This is a genomic window from Arthrobacter sp. BL-252-APC-1A (genome assembly GCF_009696625.1).
Classification (GTDB): Bacteria; Actinomycetota; Actinomycetes; order Actinomycetales; family Micrococcaceae; genus Arthrobacter_B.
Window position 1 is genome coordinate 180,069 of record NZ_VULS01000007.1, and the last position, 24,456, is coordinate 204,524.

General features: G+C 59.7%; 23 protein-coding genes and 2 pseudogenes. 17 read left to right on the forward strand and 8 right to left on the reverse strand.

Going from position 1 to position 24,456, the window contains the following annotated elements; genetic code table 11:
- Positions 1–7: 7 nt before the first annotated feature.
- The 3 genes from FYJ28_RS12240 to FYJ28_RS12250 all read left to right on the forward strand — a co-directional run bounded on the left by FYJ28_RS12240 (position 8) and on the right by FYJ28_RS12250 (position 2,648).
- On the forward strand, positions 8–619 hold the full coding sequence (locus FYJ28_RS12240; RefSeq protein ID WP_154579465.1) for a type II secretion system F family protein: 612 nt from the start codon (positions 8–10) through the stop codon (positions 617–619).
- A 165-nt stretch (positions 620–784) separates the two neighbouring features.
- On the forward strand, positions 785–1,153 hold the full coding sequence (locus tag FYJ28_RS12245; RefSeq protein WP_154579466.1) for a DUF4244 domain-containing protein: 369 nt from the start codon (positions 785–787) through the stop codon (positions 1,151–1,153).
- A 10-nt stretch (positions 1,154–1,163) separates the two neighbouring features.
- Positions 1,164–2,648: a recombinase family protein gene (locus FYJ28_RS12250; RefSeq protein ID WP_154579467.1), complete on the forward strand. Its 1,485-nt coding sequence runs from the start codon at positions 1,164–1,166 to the stop codon at positions 2,646–2,648.
- A 42-nt stretch (positions 2,649–2,690) separates the two neighbouring features.
- Here FYJ28_RS12250 and FYJ28_RS17380 read toward each other — a convergent pair.
- Positions 2,691–2,968 (reverse strand): annotated as a pseudogene (locus FYJ28_RS17380) (IS3 family transposase); the annotation flags it as partial.
- Positions 2,969–3,465: 497 nt separating this feature from the next.
- Here FYJ28_RS17380 and FYJ28_RS12255 point away from each other — a divergent pair.
- The 10 genes from FYJ28_RS12255 to FYJ28_RS17145 all read left to right on the forward strand — a co-directional run bounded on the left by FYJ28_RS12255 (position 3,466) and on the right by FYJ28_RS17145 (position 14,953).
- Positions 3,466–4,128 carry a hypothetical protein gene (locus FYJ28_RS12255; protein WP_154579468.1) on the forward strand — a complete coding sequence of 221 codons (663 nt, stop codon included), beginning with the start codon at positions 3,466–3,468 and terminating at the stop codon, positions 4,126–4,128.
- A 3,304-nt stretch (positions 4,129–7,432) separates the two neighbouring features.
- Positions 7,433–7,924 carry a hypothetical protein gene (locus tag FYJ28_RS12260; protein WP_154579469.1) on the forward strand — a complete coding sequence of 164 codons (492 nt, stop codon included), beginning with the start codon at positions 7,433–7,435 and terminating at the stop codon, positions 7,922–7,924.
- Positions 7,921–8,910 carry a hypothetical protein gene (locus FYJ28_RS12265; protein WP_154579470.1) on the forward strand — a complete coding sequence of 330 codons (990 nt, stop codon included), beginning with the start codon at positions 7,921–7,923 and terminating at the stop codon, positions 8,908–8,910. The genes FYJ28_RS12260 and FYJ28_RS12265 overlap by 4 nt, the downstream gene beginning before the upstream one ends.
- Positions 8,864–9,433, forward strand: a complete 570-nt coding sequence (locus FYJ28_RS12270; protein ID WP_154579471.1) for a hypothetical protein — start codon at positions 8,864–8,866, stop codon at positions 9,431–9,433. Before FYJ28_RS12265 ends, FYJ28_RS12270 begins: the two co-directional genes overlap by 47 nt.
- A 38-nt stretch (positions 9,434–9,471) precedes the next feature.
- Complete coding sequence (locus tag FYJ28_RS17385) at positions 9,472–9,918, forward strand: hypothetical protein (RefSeq protein WP_229780431.1); 447 nt, start codon at positions 9,472–9,474, stop codon at positions 9,916–9,918.
- 39 nt (positions 9,919–9,957) lie between these two features.
- On the forward strand, positions 9,958–10,548 hold the full coding sequence (locus tag FYJ28_RS12280) for a hypothetical protein (RefSeq protein ID WP_055239122.1): 591 nt from the start codon (positions 9,958–9,960) through the stop codon (positions 10,546–10,548).
- The gene (locus tag FYJ28_RS12285; protein WP_055239123.1) at positions 10,545–10,769 is read left to right on the forward strand and encodes a hypothetical protein; all 225 of its coding nucleotides are present in this window, start codon (positions 10,545–10,547) and stop codon (positions 10,767–10,769) included. The genes FYJ28_RS12280 and FYJ28_RS12285 overlap by 4 nt, the downstream gene beginning before the upstream one ends.
- Before the next feature lie 1,086 nt (positions 10,770–11,855).
- The gene (locus tag FYJ28_RS12290) at positions 11,856–12,305 is read left to right on the forward strand and encodes a hypothetical protein (protein WP_154579472.1); all 450 of its coding nucleotides are present in this window, start codon (positions 11,856–11,858) and stop codon (positions 12,303–12,305) included.
- Positions 12,306–12,498: 193 nt separating this feature from the next.
- Entirely contained in the window at positions 12,499–13,365 is an 867-nt protein-coding gene (locus tag FYJ28_RS12295; RefSeq protein ID WP_152969816.1) for a hypothetical protein, read from the forward strand.
- A 799-nt stretch (positions 13,366–14,164) separates the two neighbouring features.
- Complete coding sequence (locus tag FYJ28_RS17145) at positions 14,165–14,953, forward strand: restriction endonuclease (RefSeq protein ID WP_055239126.1); 789 nt, start codon at positions 14,165–14,167, stop codon at positions 14,951–14,953.
- Between the two features lie 169 nt (positions 14,954–15,122).
- On the opposite strand, the gene FYJ28_RS12305 is transcribed toward FYJ28_RS17145, so the two are convergent.
- From FYJ28_RS12305 to FYJ28_RS12320, 4 genes are read right to left on the reverse strand one after another with little or no spacing between them, the layout of a single operon-like run.
- Entirely contained in the window at positions 15,123–15,374 is a 252-nt protein-coding gene (locus FYJ28_RS12305; RefSeq protein ID WP_055239127.1) for a type II toxin-antitoxin system Phd/YefM family antitoxin, read from the reverse strand.
- 43 nt (positions 15,375–15,417) lie between these two features.
- Positions 15,418–16,206 carry a hypothetical protein gene (locus tag FYJ28_RS12310; protein ID WP_152969818.1) on the reverse strand — a complete coding sequence of 263 codons (789 nt, stop codon included), beginning with the start codon at positions 16,204–16,206 and terminating at the stop codon, positions 15,418–15,420.
- A gap of 30 nt (positions 16,207–16,236) precedes the next feature.
- Positions 16,237–17,883 (reverse strand): hypothetical protein, encoded by a 1,647-nt coding sequence (locus FYJ28_RS12315; protein ID WP_055239129.1) that lies wholly within the window; start codon positions 17,881–17,883, stop codon positions 16,237–16,239.
- Entirely contained in the window at positions 17,883–18,338 is a 456-nt protein-coding gene (locus tag FYJ28_RS12320) for a DUF6507 family protein (protein WP_152969819.1), read from the reverse strand. The genes FYJ28_RS12315 and FYJ28_RS12320 overlap by 1 nt, the downstream gene beginning before the upstream one ends.
- A gap of 391 nt (positions 18,339–18,729) precedes the next feature.
- Here FYJ28_RS12320 and FYJ28_RS12325 point away from each other — a divergent pair, with 391 nt between their 5' ends.
- Positions 18,730–19,743, forward strand: coding sequence for an NYN domain-containing protein (locus FYJ28_RS12325; protein WP_055239131.1), 1,014 nt, complete (start codon positions 18,730–18,732; stop codon positions 19,741–19,743).
- Positions 19,744–19,940: 197 nt separating this feature from the next.
- On the opposite strand, the gene FYJ28_RS12330 is transcribed toward FYJ28_RS12325, so the two are convergent.
- Positions 19,941–20,261: a hypothetical protein gene (locus FYJ28_RS12330; RefSeq protein WP_055239132.1), complete on the reverse strand. Its 321-nt coding sequence runs from the start codon at positions 20,259–20,261 to the stop codon at positions 19,941–19,943.
- A 43-nt stretch (positions 20,262–20,304) separates the two neighbouring features.
- The gene (locus tag FYJ28_RS12335) at positions 20,305–20,721 is read right to left on the reverse strand and encodes a hypothetical protein (protein ID WP_055239133.1); all 417 of its coding nucleotides are present in this window, start codon (positions 20,719–20,721) and stop codon (positions 20,305–20,307) included.
- 246 nt (positions 20,722–20,967) lie between these two features.
- Here FYJ28_RS12335 and FYJ28_RS12340 point away from each other — a divergent pair, with 246 nt between their 5' ends.
- From FYJ28_RS12340 to FYJ28_RS12350, 3 genes and pseudogenes are all read left to right on the forward strand, one after another.
- Entirely contained in the window at positions 20,968–21,780 is an 813-nt protein-coding gene (locus FYJ28_RS12340) for a hypothetical protein (protein WP_055239134.1), read from the forward strand.
- A gap of 136 nt (positions 21,781–21,916) precedes the next feature.
- Complete coding sequence (locus FYJ28_RS12345) at positions 21,917–22,909, forward strand: hypothetical protein (protein ID WP_152969820.1); 993 nt, start codon at positions 21,917–21,919, stop codon at positions 22,907–22,909.
- A 536-nt stretch (positions 22,910–23,445) separates the two neighbouring features.
- Positions 23,446–23,973: pseudogene (locus FYJ28_RS12350) on the forward strand (ISL3 family transposase); the annotation flags it as partial.
- Positions 23,974–24,274: 301 nt separating this feature from the next.
- On the opposite strand, the gene FYJ28_RS17390 reads toward FYJ28_RS12350, so the two are convergent.
- Positions 24,275–24,456, reverse strand: a 182-nt coding sequence (locus FYJ28_RS17390) for a hypothetical protein (RefSeq protein ID WP_229780433.1), incomplete at its 5' end; no start/stop codon positions are given.

The following is a 24,456-nucleotide window of genomic DNA, read 5'->3' on the forward strand; positions in this document are numbered from 1 at the left end:
AACTGCGATGAGCGGGCTGGCGGTCAGCATACTTCTGGCGGGCGCTGCAGCGGTGCTCTGGGGGATCAGCGGTACCTCGGTCCCCCGAGCTGTCCGGCACAGTTTCACGGGCCGTCATCCGTCGGACGGCGGCGCCCGCGGGGATGCTGGACGCGGCGTCTCAGATCCCGCGCTCATGCTTGACCTCATGGCCGCGATGCTGACGGCAGGCCGTCCCCTGCCTGCCGGGATGCGTGCACTCAGCGAGGTGGCCGAACCGGGACTCGGACGGATCCTCGCTCGTGTAGTGACGGCCCTGGAGCTTGGAGCGGGCTGGCATGAATCCTGGGAACTGGTGCTTCGGGCCGAAGAAAGCTCCGGACGCGGTGCCGCCGTCAGCGTCCCGGCAGCCGAAGCATTACAGAGTTCCCTGGCGTTCGCGGCTACCAGCGGAGCACCGTCTGCCGCCGTGCTTCATGCCCAGGCTACGCAGCTGCGCCGGCGGAAGGCCCGCGAAGCGGAACGGCGTGCAGCGTCCCTGGGTGTCCACCTGGTGCTCCCGCTCGGACTCTGCGCCTTGCCGTCATTTATCTGTCTGACGGTTGTACCTCTGCTCCTGACGCTTCTGCCCTCGTTCTAGATCCGTTGCTCCTCCACAACGGCTGCGGCTTGCAGGACTTATCCAGAACACGGGGCCAACCCGTGGGGCCTGCAGCGACGAGCGGCCAGAATCGACGCAGCGTCCAGGAATGAGAGGCTCCCGGACGCACATCATCCAATTACACAGCACCACAAGGAGCACCCTATGTCTGTCATGCCGTATGACCCTTCACCGCTGTTCACGGGAGACCAGGAAGGCCCGCGGTCAGAGGCCGTTCAACACCCCGCTGACCGGACCGTGGATCAGGGCGCTGCCGTCCAGACGAGGACAGCAGAGCCGGCGGCGGCGTTGGAGCACACCGCCGGAACCCGAGGCTTCGCCCTGGCCGGTCAGCCACGCACCGTACCTCCCGGGCCGGAAGCCGAGGGCGGAGTTCCCCTGGCACGGGTGATACCGCTGCGCCCCAGGCAGCAGGCTAATGACCTGCAGGACCGCGAAGCGGGCATGGCGACTGCTGAATACGCGATCGCCACCCTTGCGCCCGTGCATGGACAAAAGCGTACTTCGGCGTAGGATGTGACGCATGTCTCCCACAACGGCCCCTCGTCCTCGCATCGCCATTTACGCTCGCCAATCAGAGGACGTCGATCAGGGCATCGTCCAGCAGCTGGATGATTGCCGGAAGGAGGCAGTCCGGCGGAATTGGCGGGTAGTGGCCGAGTTCCGGGACAACGATACCGGCGCCAGCAAAGCCCGTGGACCGAAGACGGACTGGTCCAAGATGCTCCAGGAATTTGATGCCGGTACCTTCGACGTATTGCTGGTGACAGAAACATCGCGGCTTACGCGCAGCCTCACCGATGTCCTCGACGTATGTCCTCCCCGCCGCGACATGAGAGTGGTCGTAATTCGTGAGGGCATCGACACTGACATCGATGACTTCATGCTCAAGCAGCTCGTGCTCCTCGCAGAACGTGAGGTCAAGATCAAGGCCGCGCGTGCAGCCCGTTACGCCGCAGAGCGCCGAAAGGAAGGCCATCCGAGCGCAGGGTTGACACCGCACGGATACCGATGGGTGCCGGCATCCGACCGAGGGCTGATAAACAGCCGCTACGCCATAGATGAGCCTGAAGCTTCCGACGTTCGCAGGATCTTCACCGAGTTCCTGGCAGGGGCACCGCTCGGACAAATTGCTCGCGATCTCAACGATGCCGGTCGGTCAACAAGGAGGGGAGCACGGTGGCGGTCCGACCTCGTACGTCGAATCCTCATGAATCCCTTCTATGCCGCCCAGCTGCCTCCAGCCCAGCCCACCGGGAAACACTCCCTGGCGAACATCGACCTTGAGGCATGTACTCCCGGCGCGTGGGAGGCCATCGTGGGGCTAGAACAGTTGATCGCAGCTCGTGGGCGACTGGTTGGTGTCAAACCTAATCACAACGGCACCGCCCGCAGGTGGCTGCTCTCCGGACTGGCTGTCTGCTCCGTCTGCAGCGAACCCGTTCGATCAGCGCGCGGCAGGACGCATCCTACAGCCCGCAAGGACGGCAGTGGCACCGCTCCCAGCCAGCTCTATCACACCTACAGATGCGTAAACGGCCACTTCATGCGGAATGGGGACGTCATCGACGACTACGTCGCCGCCATGTGCGTCGCCCGCTTGTCGGAGCCCGATGCTGTGACCCTGCTAGTTGCCCAACCTGATGGGGAGGACATCTCCACGCTGCACAACCGTCGCGACGCACTTCGAGCAAGCCGAAAGAACGTCTTCAGACTTATTGATGACGACCCCGCCCGGCTTGCGGACGCGGAAGATCGGCTCAATGATCTGGAAGGCCAGCTGAGGACACTTGACGAGGAAATCACCAGGGTCACCAGCCGGAATCCTTTTGCCGATTTGGTGGGTGTCGAGGATGTCCGAGCCTGGTGGGAGTCAGCTACTCTCGCTCGTCGCCGGTCCGTCGTTGACTTCCTCGTGAGCGTGTCGATTCGTCCTGTCGGAAAAGGGCGACGCATTGCCGATTGGGGGGCTGTCGCGGATAGTGTCCGTCTCACGCCGAAGATTTAGGTCGCGACGGATGCATCCAGCGTCGTCCCCGAGAACGCGTCCGTCGGTGAGTGCCCCTGCTGTGAATTCCGGGCCGTCATCATGCCGGATGCAGGCCGGTTCAATGCTGGTCTCCGTGATGATGACCGCCAGCATCGCGACCCCATTGTTGGCCTTGAAGGACCGGCAAGGGACGATCGTCAGCTCAGGGCGGGGTTATTCATCGATGACGTTGTTAGATGACGTTGATAACTGAACACGGCACCGCACGTGGTGACATCGGACTGGAAATCGAAGCTGCGCACAGGCATCTGATACTCCGCTGACAACCGCTTTTCCTCCCGGTGCATCGTTTCTCCCTCTCCGCGGGCTACACGTCAGCTCATCCGGGCAGCGTCACCCTTCGGCGATGGCAGTGGGTGGATACGCCAGGAGATTCCGGTCACACGGAAGACAAGTCCTCTACGACAGCGAATCCCAGTCAAGGCAGAGGTGCCCGTCGCAAGACCAAAACCGCAGACACTGGGCGGCCTAGAATGCGAAACGGTCGAAGAGTCGTGGGTGATGTTGTCGGTCATGCACCAAGAGCTCCGATGCGCCCTGCAACTGCCGACGGAGTCAATCACAGTTATGGTCGGATCCACAGAAGTCTGAGAGTACCTCCCATGAAGGACTCGCGCTTGTCAATGGGGGATGCCAGCATCGCCCATCTTTCCGTTAATCTCTAGCATGGGGTTTGATCTTGACAAATTATGCAGTAAAGTCACCAAAATGTCGACAGCAACGACGCTGAGACTATTCATAAAAATTGGGGGAAATAATGTCTTGGAGTTCCATGGTGACCGGCAGCATCACGGCCGCAACATTGTCAGTTGCGCTGCTGGCAGGTGCTGCGCCCGCACAGGCGAATCCTGATGGAGTGCATGCAGCAACAGACACTGAGATGAACATTGAACAATTTGGCGAGAGCTTTGTTGAGAATCTTCCAGCATCCGAGGTGAAGAAGTGGGAAGCTCTTAGCGCCGAGCAACAGGCTGAGGTAATTCATGTGCTGTCAGACCCGAGGGTGGACAGTATCTCCACCACAGAAGATGCGAAGGAAATATCGCCGCTGCTCGATTATGAAGAGGTAAGCGTCCCTGCGACATCACTGGGAACTCTAGCGGAACGCGGCGCGACTACAATGGCAACAACGCGGCGAAACGCGTGGACTGAAGCGTATTGGACGATTCTCGGTCTCCGATATGCGGAGGTACGCACGACTGTTAATTACAACACCAGCGGTGGCCGCGTTGTGTCTCACAATGCATGCTATGCGAACTACACAAACCACGTGCCGCTGCGCACTATCCAGGGAACGAGCTACACTATATACGGCAATGGAAAACTCACGTGTGAGACAGCATGGTCCATCGCTCGCCCCCTCCAGCAGACCCAGTACGGGTATCAGGGCATTAGGGTCAACGGCTATGGAAACATCGAAGCGACTTGGAACCCATAAACATGTTTGAGCTTAATGGACTTGAAGTATTCATTACTACAATTTGGATTACTGGCGTCGTTGCTGCCCTGTTCCTATTTGGGAGAGACCGAACTGCTCAGACAATATTGGCGCTTCTGGCGGCTGTGTTCGTCCCCGTGATCGGAAGTCTCGTGGCGCTGGCTCTGGCTGTCCATAGTTTGCGGTCAAAGGCTGATGACCGGCGCAGAGAATGGCATGCCTGAAAGAGCTGAGCAGGTACCCCTTCGGACGTTCCTGACAGTCCACCGACTCTGAAAGCAGCATTTGCCGAAGGTCAGGTTGCGGGTGCGAATCCAATCTAAGTTTGGAGAGGGTCGTCCAACGCTGGGCGGCCCTCTCGCATGATGGACGTCGAACGTCGCCCCAGCCGATCAAGTGGGGCTCTTCACGGTTACCGGGGAATGATCTGTTGAGATGAACGCTCATGCTGCCATCCGGGCCGCACTCTCAAGAGGATATGCACTTTGTAGTTTTCCAAACTTCGACTGCCTCGCGCGGTTCCCTTGATCCGTTTATTGCGGTGTATTGGTTTCGACCCTCGCGGTAGTCGCACCAGCAACGATGAGAACTTCGATCTCGGCCCATCAACGGCAACGGTCCGGTAGAGCCTATTAGTTTCCGGCATCCCAGCGCGAGCCACGGCACCAGCAAATGCGTTCTTAGCCGCCGCGTCCTCGAGGGAACCGGTGATCAGCAGGGTTCGGAGCTGTTCCTTCATCTACCAAGCAGCTTGGAGGCTGCCGGTGGGATCATCGAGGGAGAACACTCCATTTAGCTTGTGCCGGCCTCGTTCGGAGAGGCTCTTGTCCGCGTTCAGCTGCAGCAACCGGGTCCGTTACCCTGGCCTGCCGGACTGCGGTGTGAGCATGTCGTTGGCCAACATCGTTATGTGGAACAGATCCACCGAGACTGCGGTTCTCGGCAGCCACAACCGCAGCGCTTTGTGGGGAGCCGCGGACGGGTCGATCGCCACGCCCTGCCCTGCTGGGCATCGGCCGATTTCGGAATGATTTCCGTAATGATTTAGAACAGTATCTCCGTCCGTACGCGGCAGGAGGTCACGGGTCCGTTCCACGAGACGTGATGGGCTCCTGCACCATGCACGGCTAACACATTCCCCGAAATGCTCTGCAGCACGTTCCGGACGGTCACTAGCGTAAGCGGAGTGACAGCGATTTGGCCTGGGGGTGGGGAGGCCGTCACGTCAGCGGATGGGATTGGACGCCTGTGACAACGTCGCAGGCGTCTGTCCACGACGGGCGACAGTCCGAGTGGGTTACTGGTGCCACTCGCGTCAGCGATGGCTCCAGGGGCACCCCAACGATGCGCAGCATTGGTGGGGCAAGAGAGCGCCAGCGAACGCAGTAGGGGCCCGGAGCGCAGCGGAGGGTGAGGTCGCGCAGTGACCGAATTCGTGTCGGCTGTGCCGACCACCGAAGCGAAGCGAGGTGCCACGAACCCTTATGCCCTTTCTCTTCTTTCCTCACGTCTGGAGCTTTAGCGGAAGACTGAGGAGATTTCTGTTGGTGTTTCAGAGGAAAGTAGCGCCTACCACCTGCTTCCTACCCGACCATTTATGGTTCCTACTCGTAGGAGGGAGGGTAGAGGTGGCGCTAGTTTCCGCGGGTTTTGGGCCTTTTGCTTCCTACCGGGTTCTTAGGTGCATGGCACCCGGTAGGAAGCACTGCTGCAACGCAGCGTCACGGGGTCCGACGAAGGAGTGGCACCGTGTTCATGCCCAAAAAGGGGACGCAGTCCCCGTCTTCATTTCTCGCACCAACAGGGCGCTGTGACGCAGGAGCAGCGATCCCGTACGAGGTGGCACCGCGGCGACGGCTGAGGAACGAAGACGGCTCCGAGGGGCTGCCGAAGGCGCTGCGCAGCAGCGGTTGGAAGCTTGTCCTGGAATGGGTTCACCCGCCCCGCCAGGGGTTGATCTGACGACCTCTCCGGCGACCGCCGGCGTGCTCGAAACGCAGCCGCTCCAGCGGCTGTCACAGCTCCTGTTTCAGCGCCCGTGGCCACTGCGTCACCGTGGCCGCAGCGAACCGTTCAGACGGCTGCAGCCGTCTGTTCCGAAGGCACTGCAGAACGATGCTCCAGCATCGCCGGCAGACTCTGCGGATCCTTCCCGGAGGGAGGCAGCCGGCGGCCTCACCGGATCCGTTCCGGACCTCGCATCAGTGTCGTTTCACCGCTCGCTGCCCATGGTCCGACGGCGCAGCCGGAGGAGCTCCGGCGACGGCTCCACAGCAGCTGCACCGCATGGTGCAGCACTGCCCTCCGTGCTGCCTCAGCGGAGGTAGAACGAACAGCTTTGTCTGTTCCTGGAGAATCCATCAGAGGGGGTGGGTGGCGGCTGTCATACAGCTGGGCGCCATCCCTGTATGCGCCCGCCCTAACCCCCACTTCACTAGGTGAGCCAGGTGGGCGGAGGAGTCCCCGCAGGACATCCGCACACGGGTATCACGAGCGGACCAAAGTCGAGACCGAGCACTCTTTGAGGGACTTTGTCCGCTCGAGGTAACCGGACTCTCCGCACACCTGGCGAGCACTGGGCGCAGGTGACCAGGTGCATCGCTACCCGCCCCCACCCGACCACGCTCCTCTCAGCGTGCCCTCTGTCTGGCATGGCGCTCCACGAGCGCCGTTTCTGTAAAAAAATGCAGCCCGAAGGCTGCAACTTTCTGGTCAGACGCGGCCAGCTTTTGACCAGGGTTGTCCTGAAGCGGGCACTGTTTGGGCGCTTGCGGTCTCGATTGCACTCCGAGGGAGCGCCCTGTGCGCCGCCAGGCGTCTGAGACGGCCCCGAAACCCGTTTCGGGGCCGAAACAGCGCCGCTTCTGGTCAGAGACTGACCCAGACCCTTCTGAGAGGCCGTTCTATGGCCGGTTGTGGCCCAGCATTGGACCAAAAACGGCCGCTGTCTCTCGTGAGGGGGCAGAATCGAGCCGTCGAGTGGCCAGAAATGGCCAGTATGCGGACGATATTGGCCCATGGGTAACGGTTGCCCATGTTCGGCCGATAGGACACTTAGGACGGTTCTATCGCCGGGTTATGTCACAGGCGGGAGCTACCGTGTCTGTTGTGGGATTGGGCACAACCTGGTCAATAAACCGGTCAACCGGAATGTTTCCGGTTAGGCTGGGCCGCGCACAGATAAGCCGGCTTGGGGTCGGTTTGTCTCATCGCAGAGTCAGGTCTCCCTCCGCGATCCGAGTAAGAGCAGCAATCAGATATAAATGCGTTTTGCGTTTGTGAAGCAATATTGGGGTATTGGCTAGTGCGTTCTTTGAAGTCCGCCGATGGGGAGCGGGCGACCCCTCAGGCAGTTGTAGCAGCTCTTAATCTTGGTGACCGGATCACCTTCGACCAGCTGGTGGCCATCGTGGCTTCCGCCCACGGCAAGCCGATCATCATCAAGGAAATTGACTCCTCGGCGATTCCGACCGTGACGGGCCTGTGGCTGGAGAAGGACTCGGCGTCGATCATCCTCCTGCCGGCCGGCGACTCCCAGCTCCACCGCGAACATGCCGCCTGCCATGAATTCGGCCATATGCTCCTGAACCACGACGGCTGCGGCTCCCCGGAGCCGTTCATGCCCTCGATGTTCAAGCACGTCGGCAGCCGCATGGGCATCCGCCGTATCCTGGCCCGTTCCCTCGACTGGAACGAAACCGAGCGCGACGCCGAGCGGGTCGCCTATCTCCTGGTCCGCGCCCTGCGGCCGAATGAGCCCGAGATCCACAACGACTTTGAGCGGACTTTCCTGTGATCACTCTTCAGACACTGCCCGTACTTATCCTCTGGGCAGTTGTCGCCATTCGCCTGATTGGCCTGCGCTTCGGGTGGAAACCGGGGATCCTGCCTGCGTGTGCGCTCGTCGCCCTGGCTGCCAGCCTCAACATTGACCAGGTCTATCTCTTCCTGGACGGCCTGCTGGGCGAGGTCAACGCCCTGAACCTGATCGTCCACCTGCTGATGGGCGCCGGGCTGACTGAGCTCAGCCGGCTTCTGCTGCAGGCCACGTCCCAGCCCCGCGGTCACGTCAAGGCGCTGCTGGGCCTGGGGCTGGTGCTGGCTGTCATCCAGACAACCCTGCTCCTGGTGTCGGAGACTTCAGGCTCAGCCACCAACTTCACCGACACCTTCGGGCACATCCCGACCGTGGCTGCCTACCAGGCCAGCTTCTTCGGCTGGATCGGACTGGTGCTCCTATATACAGGCGTCCAGATCCTGCGCCGTGACAAGACCGGGGAATCCCGGTCCTTCGGGCGCGGCCTGAGCATTGTGGCCATCGGCTGCCTGAGCGGTGTCACGGGCGTGGCCATGAAAATGCTGCTGATCGGGATCGCCGCTGCGGACCTGGACGCGGCCTTCGGCCTGTACCTGACCTACCGCATCTTCGTGGCCATCGCTGTTCTGTGCTTCGCGGCCGGCTTCATCCTGCCGTCCTACGAGCGGATCCGGTCAGCCTTTGCCGCCCGCGGCCGACGCGAGGAGGCCCTGGATACGCTGCGGCCGGTCGTCGCCCGGCTGGTCGGGACCGTCGAAGGCATCCACTCCCTGGATGCGACCCACATTGATCTGAAGACGAAGGCTTCCAGAAAGCAGCTCTACCGCTGGCTGATCTTCATCGGCGACGTCCGGGTGCTCAACCCGGATCTGCTGACCGAGGACGAGATAGCGGCAGTCGAAAAGATAGGCACGGAAATTGACAGCATCAACGGTTCAGTCGACAGCGCTCCTGCGGGGGTCTAAGTACTTCTGCATCGTCCTGGCCCCCGCGGTCGTCCTGGCGGTGGTCCTGCTCCTGGCCGGTATCCGGGCAGGGCTGCCGCCGGCCGGAACGGCTCTTCTCCTGGTCGGGCTCGGAGTGGTTCCGGGAATCGTCTTCAAGGGGACGAAGGGATTCTTCCGCAGCCGGGGCCTGGCTGACCACTGGCGCACCGACCTGGTGACTGTGCTCATGCTCGCAGGCACCGTCATCTGCTATCTGATTCCGGTCCCGGAACCGGTCCCGGCCACGGCTGCGGCGCTTATGATCGGCAACGCCGGCCTCGCGTTCTTCCGCCGCTGGCTGAACGTTTCGGCCCATGTATCAGTGCTGCTCTTCGGTCTTCTGTGGACCGTCGCGGTCTTTGGCAACGCTTTTGTGTGGTTATTGCTATTGTTGCCATTGATGTGTTTCACGCGTGTGTCACTACGTGAGCACACATATGCTGAAGTGCTTGCCGGAACGGCCTGGGGTTTGGGGACGTTCGGCGTCTGGCTCGCACTTTAGTGGCCGCGGGGAGTTCCTGCGGCTTAGAGGCGACTGACATGGAGTACCTAGTGGACAACTTTGATCTTCCCCCAAACCGGGCGGCCAGCATCAAACGTGCCGAAATCCTTGCCCGGAAGATCAACCTGCTGCTGGACACGATCCGATCGGAGTCCGGCCAGCCGTTTGAATACAACGCGATCCGCGATGCGGCCCAGGAACAATCGGGCTACTACATCTCGCGCACGCGGTGGTCTCTGCTCAAGAGCGGCAAGGAACAGGTTGTCCCGGACGAAGCGCTGCGGGCCATCGCCGAGGTCTTCGACGTGAACCCCGAGTACCTGTTGCAGGAAGACGGTCCGCTCCCCGAGCGAATCGAGGCCGAGCTGGAGCTGCTGCGCAGCATGCGCCGCGCCGAGGTGCGCAACTTCGCTGCCCGCGCCCTGGGACAGGTTGATCCCGAGGCTCTGCGTAAGATAGCCCAGATATTAGACGAGAGCGCCTGAGCCTTGAGCCGGGCGGCGTCGAACATGGGGGGATGACGCGTGGATGAAGCGCAGATCCAGGAATGGGTCGATCAGCTGACGGAGGCCCTTCAGGGTCTGCGGCCACTGCCGCAGCAACAGCAGCCACAGCCACCGGAACCCGGGACGTGGGACTTCTTTGTCAGCACATTCAGCTTCGCACCGGTGGCCACGCTGGTGATAGGCGCGGTTGCTGCGGGCATTGCGGTGGGGACTTTGATTCAGAGGAGACGGTCAGACGCCCGCTCTGAATGGTGGCGGAGGGCCGAGTGGGCGCTCGACGCCAGAATCCATGCCAACTCGGAGATGAATCGAAACGGCAAATCCATGCTGACTGCGCTGCTTTCCAGCAAGCTGGCCGGCAAGGAGGAACGCAAGTTCATCCGAGAGGTAACAACCCCGCCTCCCGTCGCTGACGATCCCTTATCACCGGAGGCACAGGCATTCGCGGATGCGATCAAGGCGGAAAACCCGGAGATGTCTGACGAGGACGCTCTACTTCTTGGTCGCCGCGCGGCAGCGTACTATGCTGAGTCGGCCAATTCCGGGGTGGACGATCGAGACAATGACAGCGACAATGGGGATACAGAGACGGAGGAGGCTCGGAATTGAAGAAGCCACACACGCTGGATTCCGCCCGCAAGGCGCAAGCGCTCAGAAGGCTGCGTCGGGACATTCTCTCGTCCCAGGTTCAGGTGATCCTTGACGAGAAGGAACGCAAGAAGACGCCGCATGAGATCGAACTGCTAGCCAAGCTGAATCTGCCGCTCAGCGCGGAAGTCAAAGAGATCAAGCGTTCTGACGCACCCCGTGCGATGCACGCAGGCGGGTAGCGCGTCCCGCGATTCTAAAAAGAAAGCCCCATCCGGGTAACCCGGATGGGGCTTCTTGCTGTCTGGATCAGGCGGCTTCGCTGAGGCGGAAGGCTGCTGCCTGGAAGTCGGCGACTGAGATGGTCATGTCACTCTTGGCGGTAAGGTAGCCGCTGCCACAACAGCAGATTTCACCACTGTGGAAGACTTGCGTGCCACGGGTGTCCTTCAGGCAAGCCCACACGCGGATTCGTTGCGAGTTCCCGGTAATGCGGAGGTAACAGCACGCTAACCTCGTCGGTTCGTGTGCCAAGAAGTTCCCAACGGTCTTCGTATGCCAGGAACGTCTCGACTCCAACGCGGGATTGCTCCACGCCCGCATTGCGCTTCCCCGGGGCTGCATCCGGGTCGTGAAGCCAGTTCATGTGTCCGATCCACGCCGCGGCTGCTACGTGGTCCCTCGGGACGACAAAGGACCGGGGCGCGAGTGTGGGGGCCGCAGGGTCCAACATGACTAGTACGAACCACTCGTGCTGGGACAAGGATGGCTGTTGCGACTTAACCCCCAGTGGCCATCTACCGTCCCGCCCTGCCCATCGTATGGACTTGACTTGAACTTCGATCATGCTCCGTACGGGACCATCCGTATATACCGCAAGGATGTCCGTTCGTTCGAGACCGTCCCGCGTCAGGGCAGCACCCCATCCATACCGTGACAATACTGAGCACACCCAGTGTTCGCCTGCGCTCTTCGTCATCTTTTTGTCAACCATCTTGGGAGCCTAACAACCTATTAACCACCGAGCGGATCCTGGCACTGGAACTCCCTTAGGTGGCTCGCCGGGCGGCCTGGCACACCCATCTGTGCAACTCGCTATGTCTACCGAGTTACATTTCTGTTCATTTATCAGGACATTTGGAAGCTTAAACATATAATGATGGTTCACTATCCATTATCGCTTTCTAGAAGTGGTTCTTGATGTTCGCACTGGTCCTGAAATTCATTTATAATTTCAGGACCCGGGGGCCTGTTTTGGATGCTGTGACAGAAGGGGTATCCGGGGGGGGCAATACCAGGTGCTGCACTGCAGAGAGCGAGGCTGATGCATGGAAAACCGGACAACAATGGGCCGTTTGAAGCGGAGGAATTTCTATTCCAACAAGGAATGGTGGACCCGTACCATGTGGGCACTCGAAGCGACCGCTTCCCCCAGCGACCGCATGTTTGGATATGGTGCAGCAACGCTCATTGAACTTGCCGGGAGTGATGCCGCAAGCAAAGAGGAGAAAGTCCTTCTAGACGCGGTCTGGAGGGTGTCCGGAACCCAGATGCGAGACACCTCGATCCGTCAGCTCCTTGCAGAACACAGCACAGTCTCTGAGCCATCTGAGGAGGCCGAGACACAACGGTCGGAGTGTGGACTGGGGAAGGCCTCCTCCCTCTATCGGGAAGTCCTTGCCGCGCGACTGAAAGTCATACTCGATGAGGAATTCCGCCGTGAGACCTCACCTCTAGTTTCGGAGCTCGCCAAGATCCAGGTCAGCCCTGCCCTCTGAATCACTCGCACCAGCGCACGTGCAGGCTGATGGGCCCCTGAAACGCGCTCCGGCAGGTTCGTCCCATCCGGGTAGGAGAAGTTATGAATCGCAGAAGAGCTAACCAACCCTGCGGCGAAGAATCCGGCAGCGGATGGTGAAAAGAGTACCTGCACGATTCAGATTTAGATCTGAGAAGGACCTCGAGGACTACTTGGAAACTCGGCTATGGCACACCGGTGAAGACCTGTTAGTCATCGGAAGACAGCTGAAGATTGCCAGGAACGAGATTGATTTGCTCGCGATCGACTCGACTGGCCTGATCTACGTGGTCGAGCTGAAGCTCCATGCGTCCCCCTCCGTCATTGCCCAGGTGCTCTGCTATCGGCGTGCTTTCAAGGGGATCAGCAGGGAGAATCTCATACGTGTAGTCGCCAACGGCAAGCTTCAGATCGACTTGGAAGAGGCTTTCCAACAACGTTTTGGCCACCCACTGCCTGAGAATGTTCAAGAACTGCCGGCACTCATAATCATCGCGGAGGATATCCACCGCTACCCCGCATACAGCATCCTGGGGATGCTGGACAGTGGAGAACCGGTCAAAGCATTCCGGTACGAGGTCGAAGAGCTCACCGGGGCCGTCCGACTCGTCCCATGCTGTCGCTCAGCCCGCGATGTGAAGGAGGGCACGCACATAAAGAAGCGTCCTTCTGCGCGACCCGGTGACATGATTTCGGGACCTCGTCGGCCTGTTCGTCGCGTACCAATTGACGAGAACGTCCGACGCTTTTGGCTGACCCACGCCCAGGACTTCAAGCCCTTTGTGACCTTCAAATCCGTGTACGAGCGCTACAGCGACTGGGTCGACGCGCAGGCGGACGACGACATCCACCTCTACCAGAGCGGACACTTCGGCAGCCAACTGTCGGCACTCACCGCCGAATCCGGCGAATGGACGCGCGTTTATATTGCCCCTCAAGACACTATGGCTGTCCCGTCCTCCCCTCGGACGTACCGCGCCATGGGCTACACCCGTGCGGCCTACCAGCTGAACCCGGTCGGTGCGGATACAGAACTCTGATCGGGCTAGCACCCTCGATTCTTGGCCCTTAGCTTTCCTGCAAGAGAGCATTGGTCTGTGCGGAAGTTCCTATCACCGCTGCAGCGCCATCCCCTTTTCCACATTAGCGAAAACGGATTTTGCCTCATACAAGAACGCCGATTCGGGGAAACACCCTTCACGCCACATATCGTGCCCGGGTCGCACGACGGGTACGCTTGTGACGCGCGTCTTTTACAAGACCTCGCAAGCGACAGAACTGTGTTGATCGGGATTGCTTTCAGCTGCCAAAGCTGGTCTTCGGCCTCATGAGCTGGAACGTCGCGGTTACTATGGCTTCGATCTTGGGAATAAAGTGAAACAATCATTCGCGACCGACCCTCGTACCATGTGGGCATGGGCTGATTACTCAGATAGCCCGATGGACCTGCCTGTTAGTGATGTTGCGGCCCGCCAGATTCTGGAGGCGATCCCTGCCGGTGAGCACGTAGAGATATTCGGTGCTGTGATGATATCTCCGGACTGGAACTCTTTCGATGTACGCGGAAATAACCTCCCCGCAAAAGCTGTCTTTTCAGCACGGACTTTCAGTGTCTGGATCATCCCATCAGCCGGAGACCGAGCTACAGTGATCCCAGCTACGGAAACCAGATGGTCAAGCGGTGTCGGGCCAAGTAGTGCGTACTGGCTTGGTGTGAGCGAATTCCGCTTATCGGATGGCCCTAGTTTGTATGCTTTCGCCGACGAGAGACGAATCGAGAGGTTTCACGAAGGTGCGGGACGAGAGGTTCTCCGGATACCTGATATCCCACTTGCGCCAATGCCGAATTTTGATGGCAGCCAGAACTCGTCCGACGCGCTTTCGTCTCCTAGTCGTCGAATTCTTGGGGACTGGCGCAGCGCTGAGGATATCGCCGCAGAGCACATGCGTACGACACTGGCCCTATTCGATGCGCGGCTCACTGGAGGTGTCTCGGATCGTGGAGTAGATGTTGAGCATCCGGAGGCTGTCGCCCAGGTTAAGATGCAGGCGACTCCTGTGGGATCGCCGCAGGTTCGTCAACTCCGGGGTGCCAGGCCACATCTGGACTTTCACCTTTTTTACTCCACCTCCGGTTACACGCGGGCAGCCCTCCAAGAAGCGGCAGATTCCGGTGTTGCCCTTTTCACCATCGGTGAGGACGGGAACGTCCAAGGCCTTGGTGAGTGGGCGGAATCGCTGGTTATGGATGGCCACAGGCGTAGAGGGGGAAATGAAGCCATGGTTGCTCGGTACGTCACGGAAGTGACTGACCGCATCACTCAGGCCAGGGAGAACTACGGTGGCTGGAGGACGGGAATAGGTTTCGTCAATCATGAGGCACTAAAAAACTTGGGGCCTCATGACGTGATCGACCGCGCTCAGCTCTACCTTGAGGGAGCCATAGAGGCTGCAGAGGAGGGGCCGAGAATTGGGACAGTGTCGAACCGTGTGGTTGTCAGCCATTATCGTAATGCTGATCTCCGCGCGGCGTTCTGCTGTTCAATGCTCGGCGTCCCCTACCCGGGAGAAACCCCTATTGGGGAAAAGTTCAAGAGAAAGAAACTCTCTGCGGCCGACTTCTACTGACCTGCCGGAAGCGACGCGCTGGACTAGGATCATTCTTCCGGCCGGAGCCAGACGGGCATTACCGTGGGACATGAAGACCTCTTGGGTTCGGCTGTGTGTGGTAACCACCAAACCTAAGAGGTCTTCACCCTTTTCACGTGTAACTAACGTGGTGTCTCAGTACACCTAGCTACGGGGCTCGGGAAGGATCGTTCCGGCGGGTAGCTGTCTCCCGGACGGACTGCAGGGCCGACATGAGGCGGCGGGCGTTCGCGGGAGAGCTCAGGAGGTAGCTAGTCTCCACCAAGGCGTCATACTCAGCTTTGGACATCAGGACCGCTGACGCACTGCCGGATACAATCTCGATCTCTGTGTGGTCGCGATTCACACGTTCGATAAGTTCTCCGAGCCGACGCTGAGCGTCCCCCAGTTCTACAGCCATGGATTTCTCCTATGCGTCATAACGGACATCGGCTACAGATTCGCTAGGAAAACTGGGGCACTTTCTGAGGGTTCAGAGGGTGCTTGACGCTTGCTGCGGGGATGCCGGCGCTCACCAGCTCCTGATGCAGAGTCCGAACACCATCAATACTCCAGTCGTTCACCGTGATCAGCGTCCCATCCCCGAAGCGTTCAGTCTTTGCGGCCTTCAGTACTGGAGCTGGACCGAGCTCGGCCTCTGAAAGCCAGATCAGGTAGTCGGCGTACGTTTCCAGCGATTCTTGGACTTCCCTGCTCGTCCGAAGCGTATCCAGGAGAGCCCAGTCCGGCTGCCAGATACTGACAATCCGGCGGAACAACGCGGCCAGGTCGTCTTTGTCCCCAGTCGGAAAAGTGGGTTCGAAACGGATGGTTACAGTATTTTCCAAGTAGGCCTTGCTCGAACCTACGTTGCCCTCGTAGGAAGCAATGCTGGTGCCGTTGGATCGGGCGCACGTCAGATCGGCGCCGATGGGCAGTCCCTCCGCCAGCATCCCATCCGGCCGAACCTTGGCCCGGTCCCGGACCTCGCGTTGGAGCTCTTCCAAGGTGCGGGGAGCGGGAAGTTCGTAGAGCTCGGGATTATCTTCAGCCGTCCGGTCCCATGGAGGCGCAACCCATGCAAGGTCCTGGTAGCGGGGATCGTCCCTGGGCACAGAGTCCTCGAGTGCGCACACGGTAGCCCATCCGCGGCCAGCGACTTCGTCTGGGGTCTCGGCCCGGCTTGCCCACGCCAGCATGATGTAGGCGTACTGGTCATTCTCGGAGAACAACTCGGCCATGGTTTGCTTCATCGGTTCAACCTATCAAGGGCTCTACAGTGCTTAGGGCATCGGTTCAAATCTCAACACCATGTGTTTTCGGAGTGGATGCGTGCGTGGGAGGTACGCGTCGAACTGATCCATGACGCTCTTTTGGGTGAAAACGATCTCGTGAACGTAACCAGTAGTGCCGGCGTGCTCAAGCGCCTTAGCCTGCCTGGCAAACTCATTGGTAACCCAGTGCCTGAACTCTCTCCGTAGCCATTCAGGTTTCATCCATTCGTAGTTTCCCTTCACCTCGGTGAAGTACTCCCGTGGAGGATCACCCCGCCAGTGGTGGTTGTCGAAGGCCACCATGTTTCCGTCCGAGTCAGGAAGAAGGTACTCACGTGCCTGGGTATCGTGCACGCGATCGACGCCGGTGATGTACTGCTGTTCGGGCGCACCATTGATACTTCGGGGAGAGACATCCTGCCAGGACCCGTTACCGCCATCGGCGTCGCCTACCCGTGGCTGGTCAGCCGGACCCCTGCCCAGAGGGCTGTACGTATCTGCGAAGGGCTTGCCACCGGCTGATCCCTTCCCCTCACGCAACATGGTGCTGTTGTCGGGTATCTCGAACGTCCGCGGGCTGACAGGAACCTGGCCACCGGGAAGGGCAGGAGTCAGTCCCCCGAAACCTCCGGGGCCATCTCCGGGAGATTTGGCGCCGGCACCGAGTCTTTCAGCAAATGTTGCGGCCTTGGCCCCGGTCTTAGCCGCACCTCCTGCCGCGCCTGCCCCACCCAGGAAGAGCGTGCCAACATCAAAGATGTTCCCACCGAGGGCCAGCCCCGGGCGGTCGGACTGCCATTGGTCGTATCGGATGAGCACAGGGCCCAGGGCCACGAGTTCCATGGCCGCCTGAGAATCCCTTGCCGACGGAACGCCCGGCCCCATCAGGACATAGACGTTTTCCGCGGTACGGTACATGCTCTTCCACGCTGCTCCAGCCTTGTTCCAGCCCTGGAAACCGATGAGGACACCAATCCCTTCGACCATCTCCCAGCCGGCTGCCGGCACCCCTGCAGCCGTGTCACCGATGAAGTTGACCATGTCCACGTACCAAGGCAGATCCTTGGATAAGTAACCGCCGGAAAAGGCCGCAGCGTAGTCCTCATACCCATAGCCGTAGCCGGTTGTGCCTGCATTCAGGTTTTCGGAGTCCTTGGCATAGGTGCGGTCGGAGTCCGTGAGGTGGCTGATCCAGGTAGCGGCGTCCCGCTGGGCTTCATCCAGATCGGCGTGGAGGCGTCCGACGTCGGAGGCCAGCGTGTTGCGCGCTGTGATGGCCTCGCTGTTGTTATCCCACTCGTCCTGCTCGGATTGCGGGTAGTTGCGATTGAATGCGGCCACGCGGGCCCTGAGGCTCTCAAGGCGCACTTTAAGTTCGTCCACGGTGTCGGCATAGGACCGCATCACGGTGCTGAGGAGGACGCTCCGATTGGAGAGGGTCTCCGCAGACGTACGGGAGGCGTCCAGGGCAGTGAACACTTTTTCGTTTCCAGGAGCCGTGTACACATCATGGCCAGTGAGCCGGAGCCATACAGCCCTGATGGAGTCCGTAAGTTCGTATGTGCGTTCCCCAACGTTCTTGATGGCTTCCACGCGGGCACGGAGTGCGTCGGTGTCCGGCAGCCGTTCTTCGAACTCCCTGATCCCAAAGTCCATCAGAATGCGTTGGGGTGGCCGTTGCGGAGGCTCTGCCGATCCGCCGAACCCGGCGCGTCGTCTACCCGTTCCTGTGCGGCTAAGGCTGAAGCTTCCCGGGCGTTGGCGCTCATTTGTCCGTCACCCTGCACCAGCGCCGAGACGGCGTCCGCGACAGCATCTACGGCTATCATCGTGCGCCCTCCGGCCGTCCTGATGATCCGGGCGAGTACGTCTGTATGAAATGTGCTCAGTTCCGTCGAGATGGGCGGCGCCTTGGATGCCTCCGCCAGACCGGCGATATTGGTTTCGGCGGAGCCAAGAAGATCATTGAATTCGATAGCCATGGACTGAACCTCGCTGAGGATAGCAATCACTACCTCAGGCATCACGACAAAGCTGCCGTCAGCAGCTGCACCTGATTGGCTGCCGGTGTCGGATGGCACATTATGCTGTGCGGTCAACTCGAATTTCACGCTTTGCCGTCCCCCTCGGTTCCTTTGCGGCTCACCACATAGAACCCCAAACTCCCGCTCGTTACAAGAGCCTCTATTGGAGTGTGGATTACTGCTCGCGGCTAGTAAATTCCCAATCCTTTGCCGACGTGTGTGAATACCAAGGTATTCATTCCGTTGCCGGGAGAGAATCTAGGGCGTTGCCAAAGTCATTGGGAACAGTTCCGCAAGACTGCTGTGCCCTCACTACCGCACGACGCTGGGCACTCTTCCCTCCGGTACGCAAACGCCTGCGTCCATGGCTTTGAAGAACTGGGCGCAGGACGCGCCTGGCCGGTAGCGCAGCACGTGAGCATAGGCCGGATAACGTTGGGTTTGAAGGCGCGGCTCACTACAGAATGGACCTTCACCCATGGATCAGCAGGCAATCTTCATCGACGCTGGATTCCTGCTGGCAGTTGGCGGCATGCAGACGGCCGGGACCTCTCTCCGATCCGCGACCACCGTAAACTTTGAACCCTTGATCGAGGGCATCCGTAAGTGCACCCAAGAGTTCAGCGGCCTCCCCACGCTCCGTACCTACTGGTATGACGCCTCCAAGGACGCGCTCTTCACCGAGCAGCACAAACGCATAGGCATGATTTCGGGTGTGAAGGTTCGGTTGGGACGCATGTCTGTTGACGGTACCCAAAAAGGCGTGGACCTGAAGCTCGGACTCGACCTCGTTGGGATCGCACGGAACAGGGGTGTGAACACCGTATTCCTGCTCTCGGGAGACGATGATTTGGCGGCGGCCGTAGAGGCCGCCCAGGACTTCGGCGTCAAAGTCGTCCTCGTCGGCTTTGAAGACTCAAGCCATCGGCTTGGCGTGACCTCCGTTGCGGAACACCTTGCCCTGCGTGTGGACAGCATCATCACCCTGCCTGCGGAACTGGTGCGGGAGTGCTTCACCAAGCAGGAGAAAGCTCCACCGCTAAGCCCGGCAACTGCAGCGGTGCCAGCACTTCCCATGCCGTCGCCGGGAACAATCGTTGGTGCGGCGGTCTTGAACGGTACGGTGCCGAAGCCCAAGCCCGGTGCAGCTGTGCGCTCGGGTACTTCCACTCTCTCTTTTCGGCCGTCCCAGCCGGACAACTCGGAACTCGTATACAGCTCCGAACGAAGCGTCACAGGCGCAGGGTACGAGGACTCAGCGATGGGCGCGGCCTACGATGTAGGTTTCGCAGTGGCAGAGTCCTGGTACAACAACACCACCCAAGGCGCTTTGCGGGAGTTGGTGGCCGAGCGCCCCATACTCCCCCCGGAAATTGACCGGGTGCTTCTGAAGGACTGCGCTTCTATGATTGGCGAACAGAAGACGGATTATCAGGGCATACGCAAGGAACTGCGCCGTGCGTTCTGGGAGCGCCTGGACCAACTCGCTTAACACGTATCCTGCCCACCGCACACGGCTCAGGCCGTTGCTTCACCTCCGCCCCCCGCCGAGCTCTCTGGACGCATTAGCAAGAGTTTACGATCAGCCAGGGTCAACTAGGGGACTTCGCTCGTACTTACTCTGCATCCACGCTGTGCCAAGAACATCCACAGTTGTTTGGCTGGCGCTGGGGGCGATGTAGCTACCACTCAACTTAGACACCTCCACATCCGCGCCTTGCCGTCCTTGAACCAGGTTCCCTCGGGAGTGGCGGGATTTTGGATGTGCACAGGAAGCCGACCGTTGGGTATTGTCGGGACGAGTCCGTGGTTTCCCGGGTTTCCGATGTTCAGGTTGTCCAGCCCGCTGCGCGCCTTCTCGATAGCCTTCCTGGCACCGTTCGCAGCACTCCTGGTCGCGGTTTTGGTGGAGACCTTCCCAAGGGCCGTCAGAAGGCCTCCGCCCACCAGGAGTGACCCGACGTCGAAGATGTTCCCACCCAGCGCCAGACCGGGCCCGTCAGGTTCCACTGATCCATCCTGATGAGATCGATCGACAGCAGGGGCAGTCCAATCAGTGCGCGCCGGCGAAAACCAGCACGTTCTCGGACAACCGGTATAAGCCCTTCCACGCGACGCCGCGCTTATCGGCTCCCTGGAAGGCCATGAATACTCCGAGGTCCTTTACGAATTCCCAGCCCGCTTCCGGGATGCCGATCAGGGTGTCGCGGGTGAAGTTGAAGGTGTCCTGGTACCAGGGCAGGTCCCGGTCCATGCGCCCGCCGTTCTGGCCAAGGTACTCCGAGTCGTCGAAGCCGTACGGCAGGGGACCGTCCCGCATGTTGAGGTCATGTTCGGCGTAGGAACGCCCGCTGCCGGTGATACTGGCAATCCGGTTCGCTGCCTCGCGCTGCGCTTCGTCCAGGTCCGAAAGCAGTTTGGCGACGTCGCGGGCAATACTGTTCCTGCCGCCTCCTCTTCTTTGTCCCACCCGTCGGCCTCGGAATCCGGGAATTCGGCGGAGAATTCCTCGACCCGGATCCGCATGGCTTCGTACCTGATGCTCAGGTACTCGATGATGTGCGGAACGTAGGTCCCAAGGACCATTTCGAAGACGAGAGAATGAAACCCTAGACAAGCTATACGACCACCGCCATGTAACAGTCACTCGAATGAAACGCGGGCTTGAGGCTCTAAGCTGCGGGTTTAGGTCGGAGCGCACCGTTACGATCTACCAATGACCGAGACCAAAGAAATCGAGAACGCTGGATCGAATTTCACTCAGGTGCTGGACGCTGCGGCGAAGCTGCCGGGCGTAAGGATCAATAGGACCGCCTACCTGCGGACAGCACTCAAGCGTCATTGCACCGAGGAACAGATAGAGACGGCAATCGCCGACGGCCCAGCGGCAGCAGGTATCCCGCTTAAGGTCATCACTGAGATCGCAAACACCTCTATCGCTTATGAGACGAGCAAGGTTACCGGCCTCTCAACCCTCTCCGGTATCCCCGGCGGACTGGCAATGATTGGCACTGTCCCGGCAGACCTCGTGCAGTACCTGGGCCACATGCTTCGGATCGCCCAGAAACTGGCCTACATCTACAGTTGGCCTGATCTCTTCGCCGATGCCGGCGAAGAGATAGATGAGGCAACCCAGAGCATGCTGATCCTGTTCGTGGGTGTGATGTTCGGCGTACAGATGGCCCAGGGTGGAGTGATGAAGGTTGCGAACCTGGTCGCCGCGAATGTTGCTAAGAAACTACCGCAGCGGGCACTCACCAAGGGGGTTGTCTATCCCATCGTGAAAAAAGTAGCCGGCCATCTGAGCATGAAGATGACCAAAAACATCTTCGCCAGCGGAGTCGCGAAAGCCATTCCCATCGTCGGCGCAGTTCTCTCCGGAGGCCTGACCCTGAGCACCTTCCTTCCTATGTCCAAGCGGCTGCAAAAGCACCTGGCCAGCCTGGAGCTAACCAAGCCGGGACATCGAACGGAGGAGGCGGAAGTTATCGATGCCGAAGTCATTCATCAAGAGGCTGTCCGGAACTAGGGAAGGCCGAACCATCGGAGCATGCCCTTTGTGGTGAGCTCGTCCTCGGCAATGCCTTGGGCATCAGGGACGGTCGTGCTGGGTAAGGTGCCGGGTCTTTGCGTGGCGGTGAGCTGCACCGAAGACGTGCCAAAGTATGGTCATCATCGTGATCAATGAAGATGCAGTCCACTCCAAAGCTGCTGATTGGTTGTATGAAGCTATCGACCGTGTCGATGGCGACGTACTGCTGGCTAGTCCCTATCTGTCATACGACGTCTGCCGACGGTTGGCTCAGGCAGCCTGCCGATCGGACCATAAGTGGCAGCTTTATACATGCCTTGATCCCAGTGCTGTAGCAAACGGGTTTTTGCGGACAGATGGCTTGAGGGAGCTTATGGACAGTGGCGTCGATATTCGTCACGTCGACAGACTGCATGCCAAGGCATTCGTTGTTGGCGGCCGGGGCTTCCTTGGATCGGCAAATCTGACTGGTGCCGGCCTGGGCAGTTCTGCGGCGCCAAATGCCGAGCTAGGTGTTGAGTTGGGGCCCGCCCAGGTTGAATCCACAAGATTGGCCATGAAGACCTGGGCGAGTCACGCAGTCACTGCGGACGACCTCTATGAAATCCACAAACTTGCGGAGAATCTAACCCGGGCTGCAAGACCTTCCTCAGGTGAAATGGACAGTGCTTCCGGGTTGGCGCTCGTGGAACGACTCTTGCTGGATGCCCGGGACGGTGACCGTGCCCTATGGATGAAATCCGAGTACGGTTCCCCAGCGCTGACAAAGTGGCGCAGCGAGTGGTATTTCGGCAGCCCCCAAAAAGGAATAGGGAAGGGGCGGCCGAGCATTAAACCTGGGGACCTAGTCTTGATCTGCGCCCAAACCAAGGATTGCTATGCCGTCGTGGAAATAACCTCACAACCTGAATACCTCCCTCAGGATTATGCCGATGAGCGAGGACATGAAGCGGATCGCTGGCCATGGGTAAGCCGGACTAAACCGCGCTTCGTTCCGGATGAATTGCTTGAGCTCAAAGCAGACGAGCTCGTCCGCAGCACGGGGGGACTGCAAAATGGTCATATTCGGTTGCGCCTCGAGCAGTTCACACACGCCGTTCGGTCACTTGCTCGACTCGTAGCATGACGACCGGGGCTCGGCCTGTCTCTGCCCCAGCTGTCCTTCTTATGTCCTTCAGCGGCGGTTCTTCTTCATGTTGCCTGGGATTTCGAGACGGTGCCCGTAGGAGTGAAAGCGAACTTCTTAATCCAAGTAACTGTGTCTGCTCCGAGGGCCGCACCCCCTGAAAGCGATGAGTTGAGCCAAGCGATGACTTGCCTATTTGCGGACGTTCATGGACATACCTGGGACCAGACGGCTAACAAGCTAATCGAGAAAAGTGCATGAGCACGGCGGTGGCGATCACGGTTTTGTCGGCACCGGTAGGGGCGGTCAGGCCCACAGCGGTGCGTCAGCCGTCGCGACAGCATTGGAGACCTCGTGCTGGTAATCAGCCAGCACGAATGAACACAGTCCTTGAGGTCTAGAAAATGGTCGATGCTTTGGAACCTTCACCGCCGTTAATCCACAACATAATGTCGGTTATGTTGTGGATAAGATGGTCACCGCAACAGCGGCTGGACTTGCCCAGTGATATGGAAAGTGCACCGGACCAGGAAACAGAGGCGTTCCACCTGGTCAAACTTGGCAACGACATGCTCACCGAAGTCCGGCAAAGACTCACCCAGCAGGTCCACGGCCGGCGGGGACGATCCATCGACCCGGTCTGGGCCAACCGGCGCCTGCTGTTGCGTGCTGGCGACACGCTCTCGGACAGGGCCCGGGACAGGCTCAGCACCGTGTTCGCCACGGACGATGCCACCGGGAAGCTGCAGGCGGCTTGGCTGGTCAAAGAACAGCTCCGGGCCCTGCTTGCCACCGGATCCCTTGCCGACGCGGCAGCCGCGAAAGACCGACTGCAGGCCCTGGTCGAACAATCCGCGCAGCCCGAAACGAACCGGCTCTGGCGCACCGTCTGCCGATGGTGGAAAGAAATCGAAGTCCTTATCGTCACCGGAGCGACAACAGCAAAAGTGGAGGCAAACAACACCGCGATCAAGCACATCAAAAGGACGGGCCGGGGGTTCACCAACGCACGCAACTACAAAACGCGTATCCTGTTGCGCAGTGCCGCCAGAACAGTGGCATGAACACCCATCACGGCAGAACATTCACCACGAACCGTGAAGAGCCGACAAAGCAATGGCTAATGCGGACAGCTTTCTTTTCAATGTTTCCCCCCATAGTATTTGTTTGTATGACACCCAACCGTTTCATGTGTGTGTAAAAATTGGGAGACGATTCCGTGAGAAAGTTATCGAAACGCAACCGGAAGATGCTGATCGTCTTCGTGGTCCTGATCGCTGCGGCGATAGTGGTTCTAGTTTTTCGTCAAATCACAAATCCGTACTCGAACATGCCGATGCCTGTCGAGTGGGGGAAACCGGTTACTCAAGCCCCTGAGACCCCTTGAGCCAACCAGTTCGGTGCGGTACTGCAGGAGGTAGGGACTGCTGAAGGTTTGATTGACACTTTGCCTGTGAGGATTTGATCCTTGCGGGTGGAAGGATGTTCATCATGCCCAAAGCCTTTCCCGAAGAGTTCCGACGCGATGTCGTCGCGGTCGCCCGCAA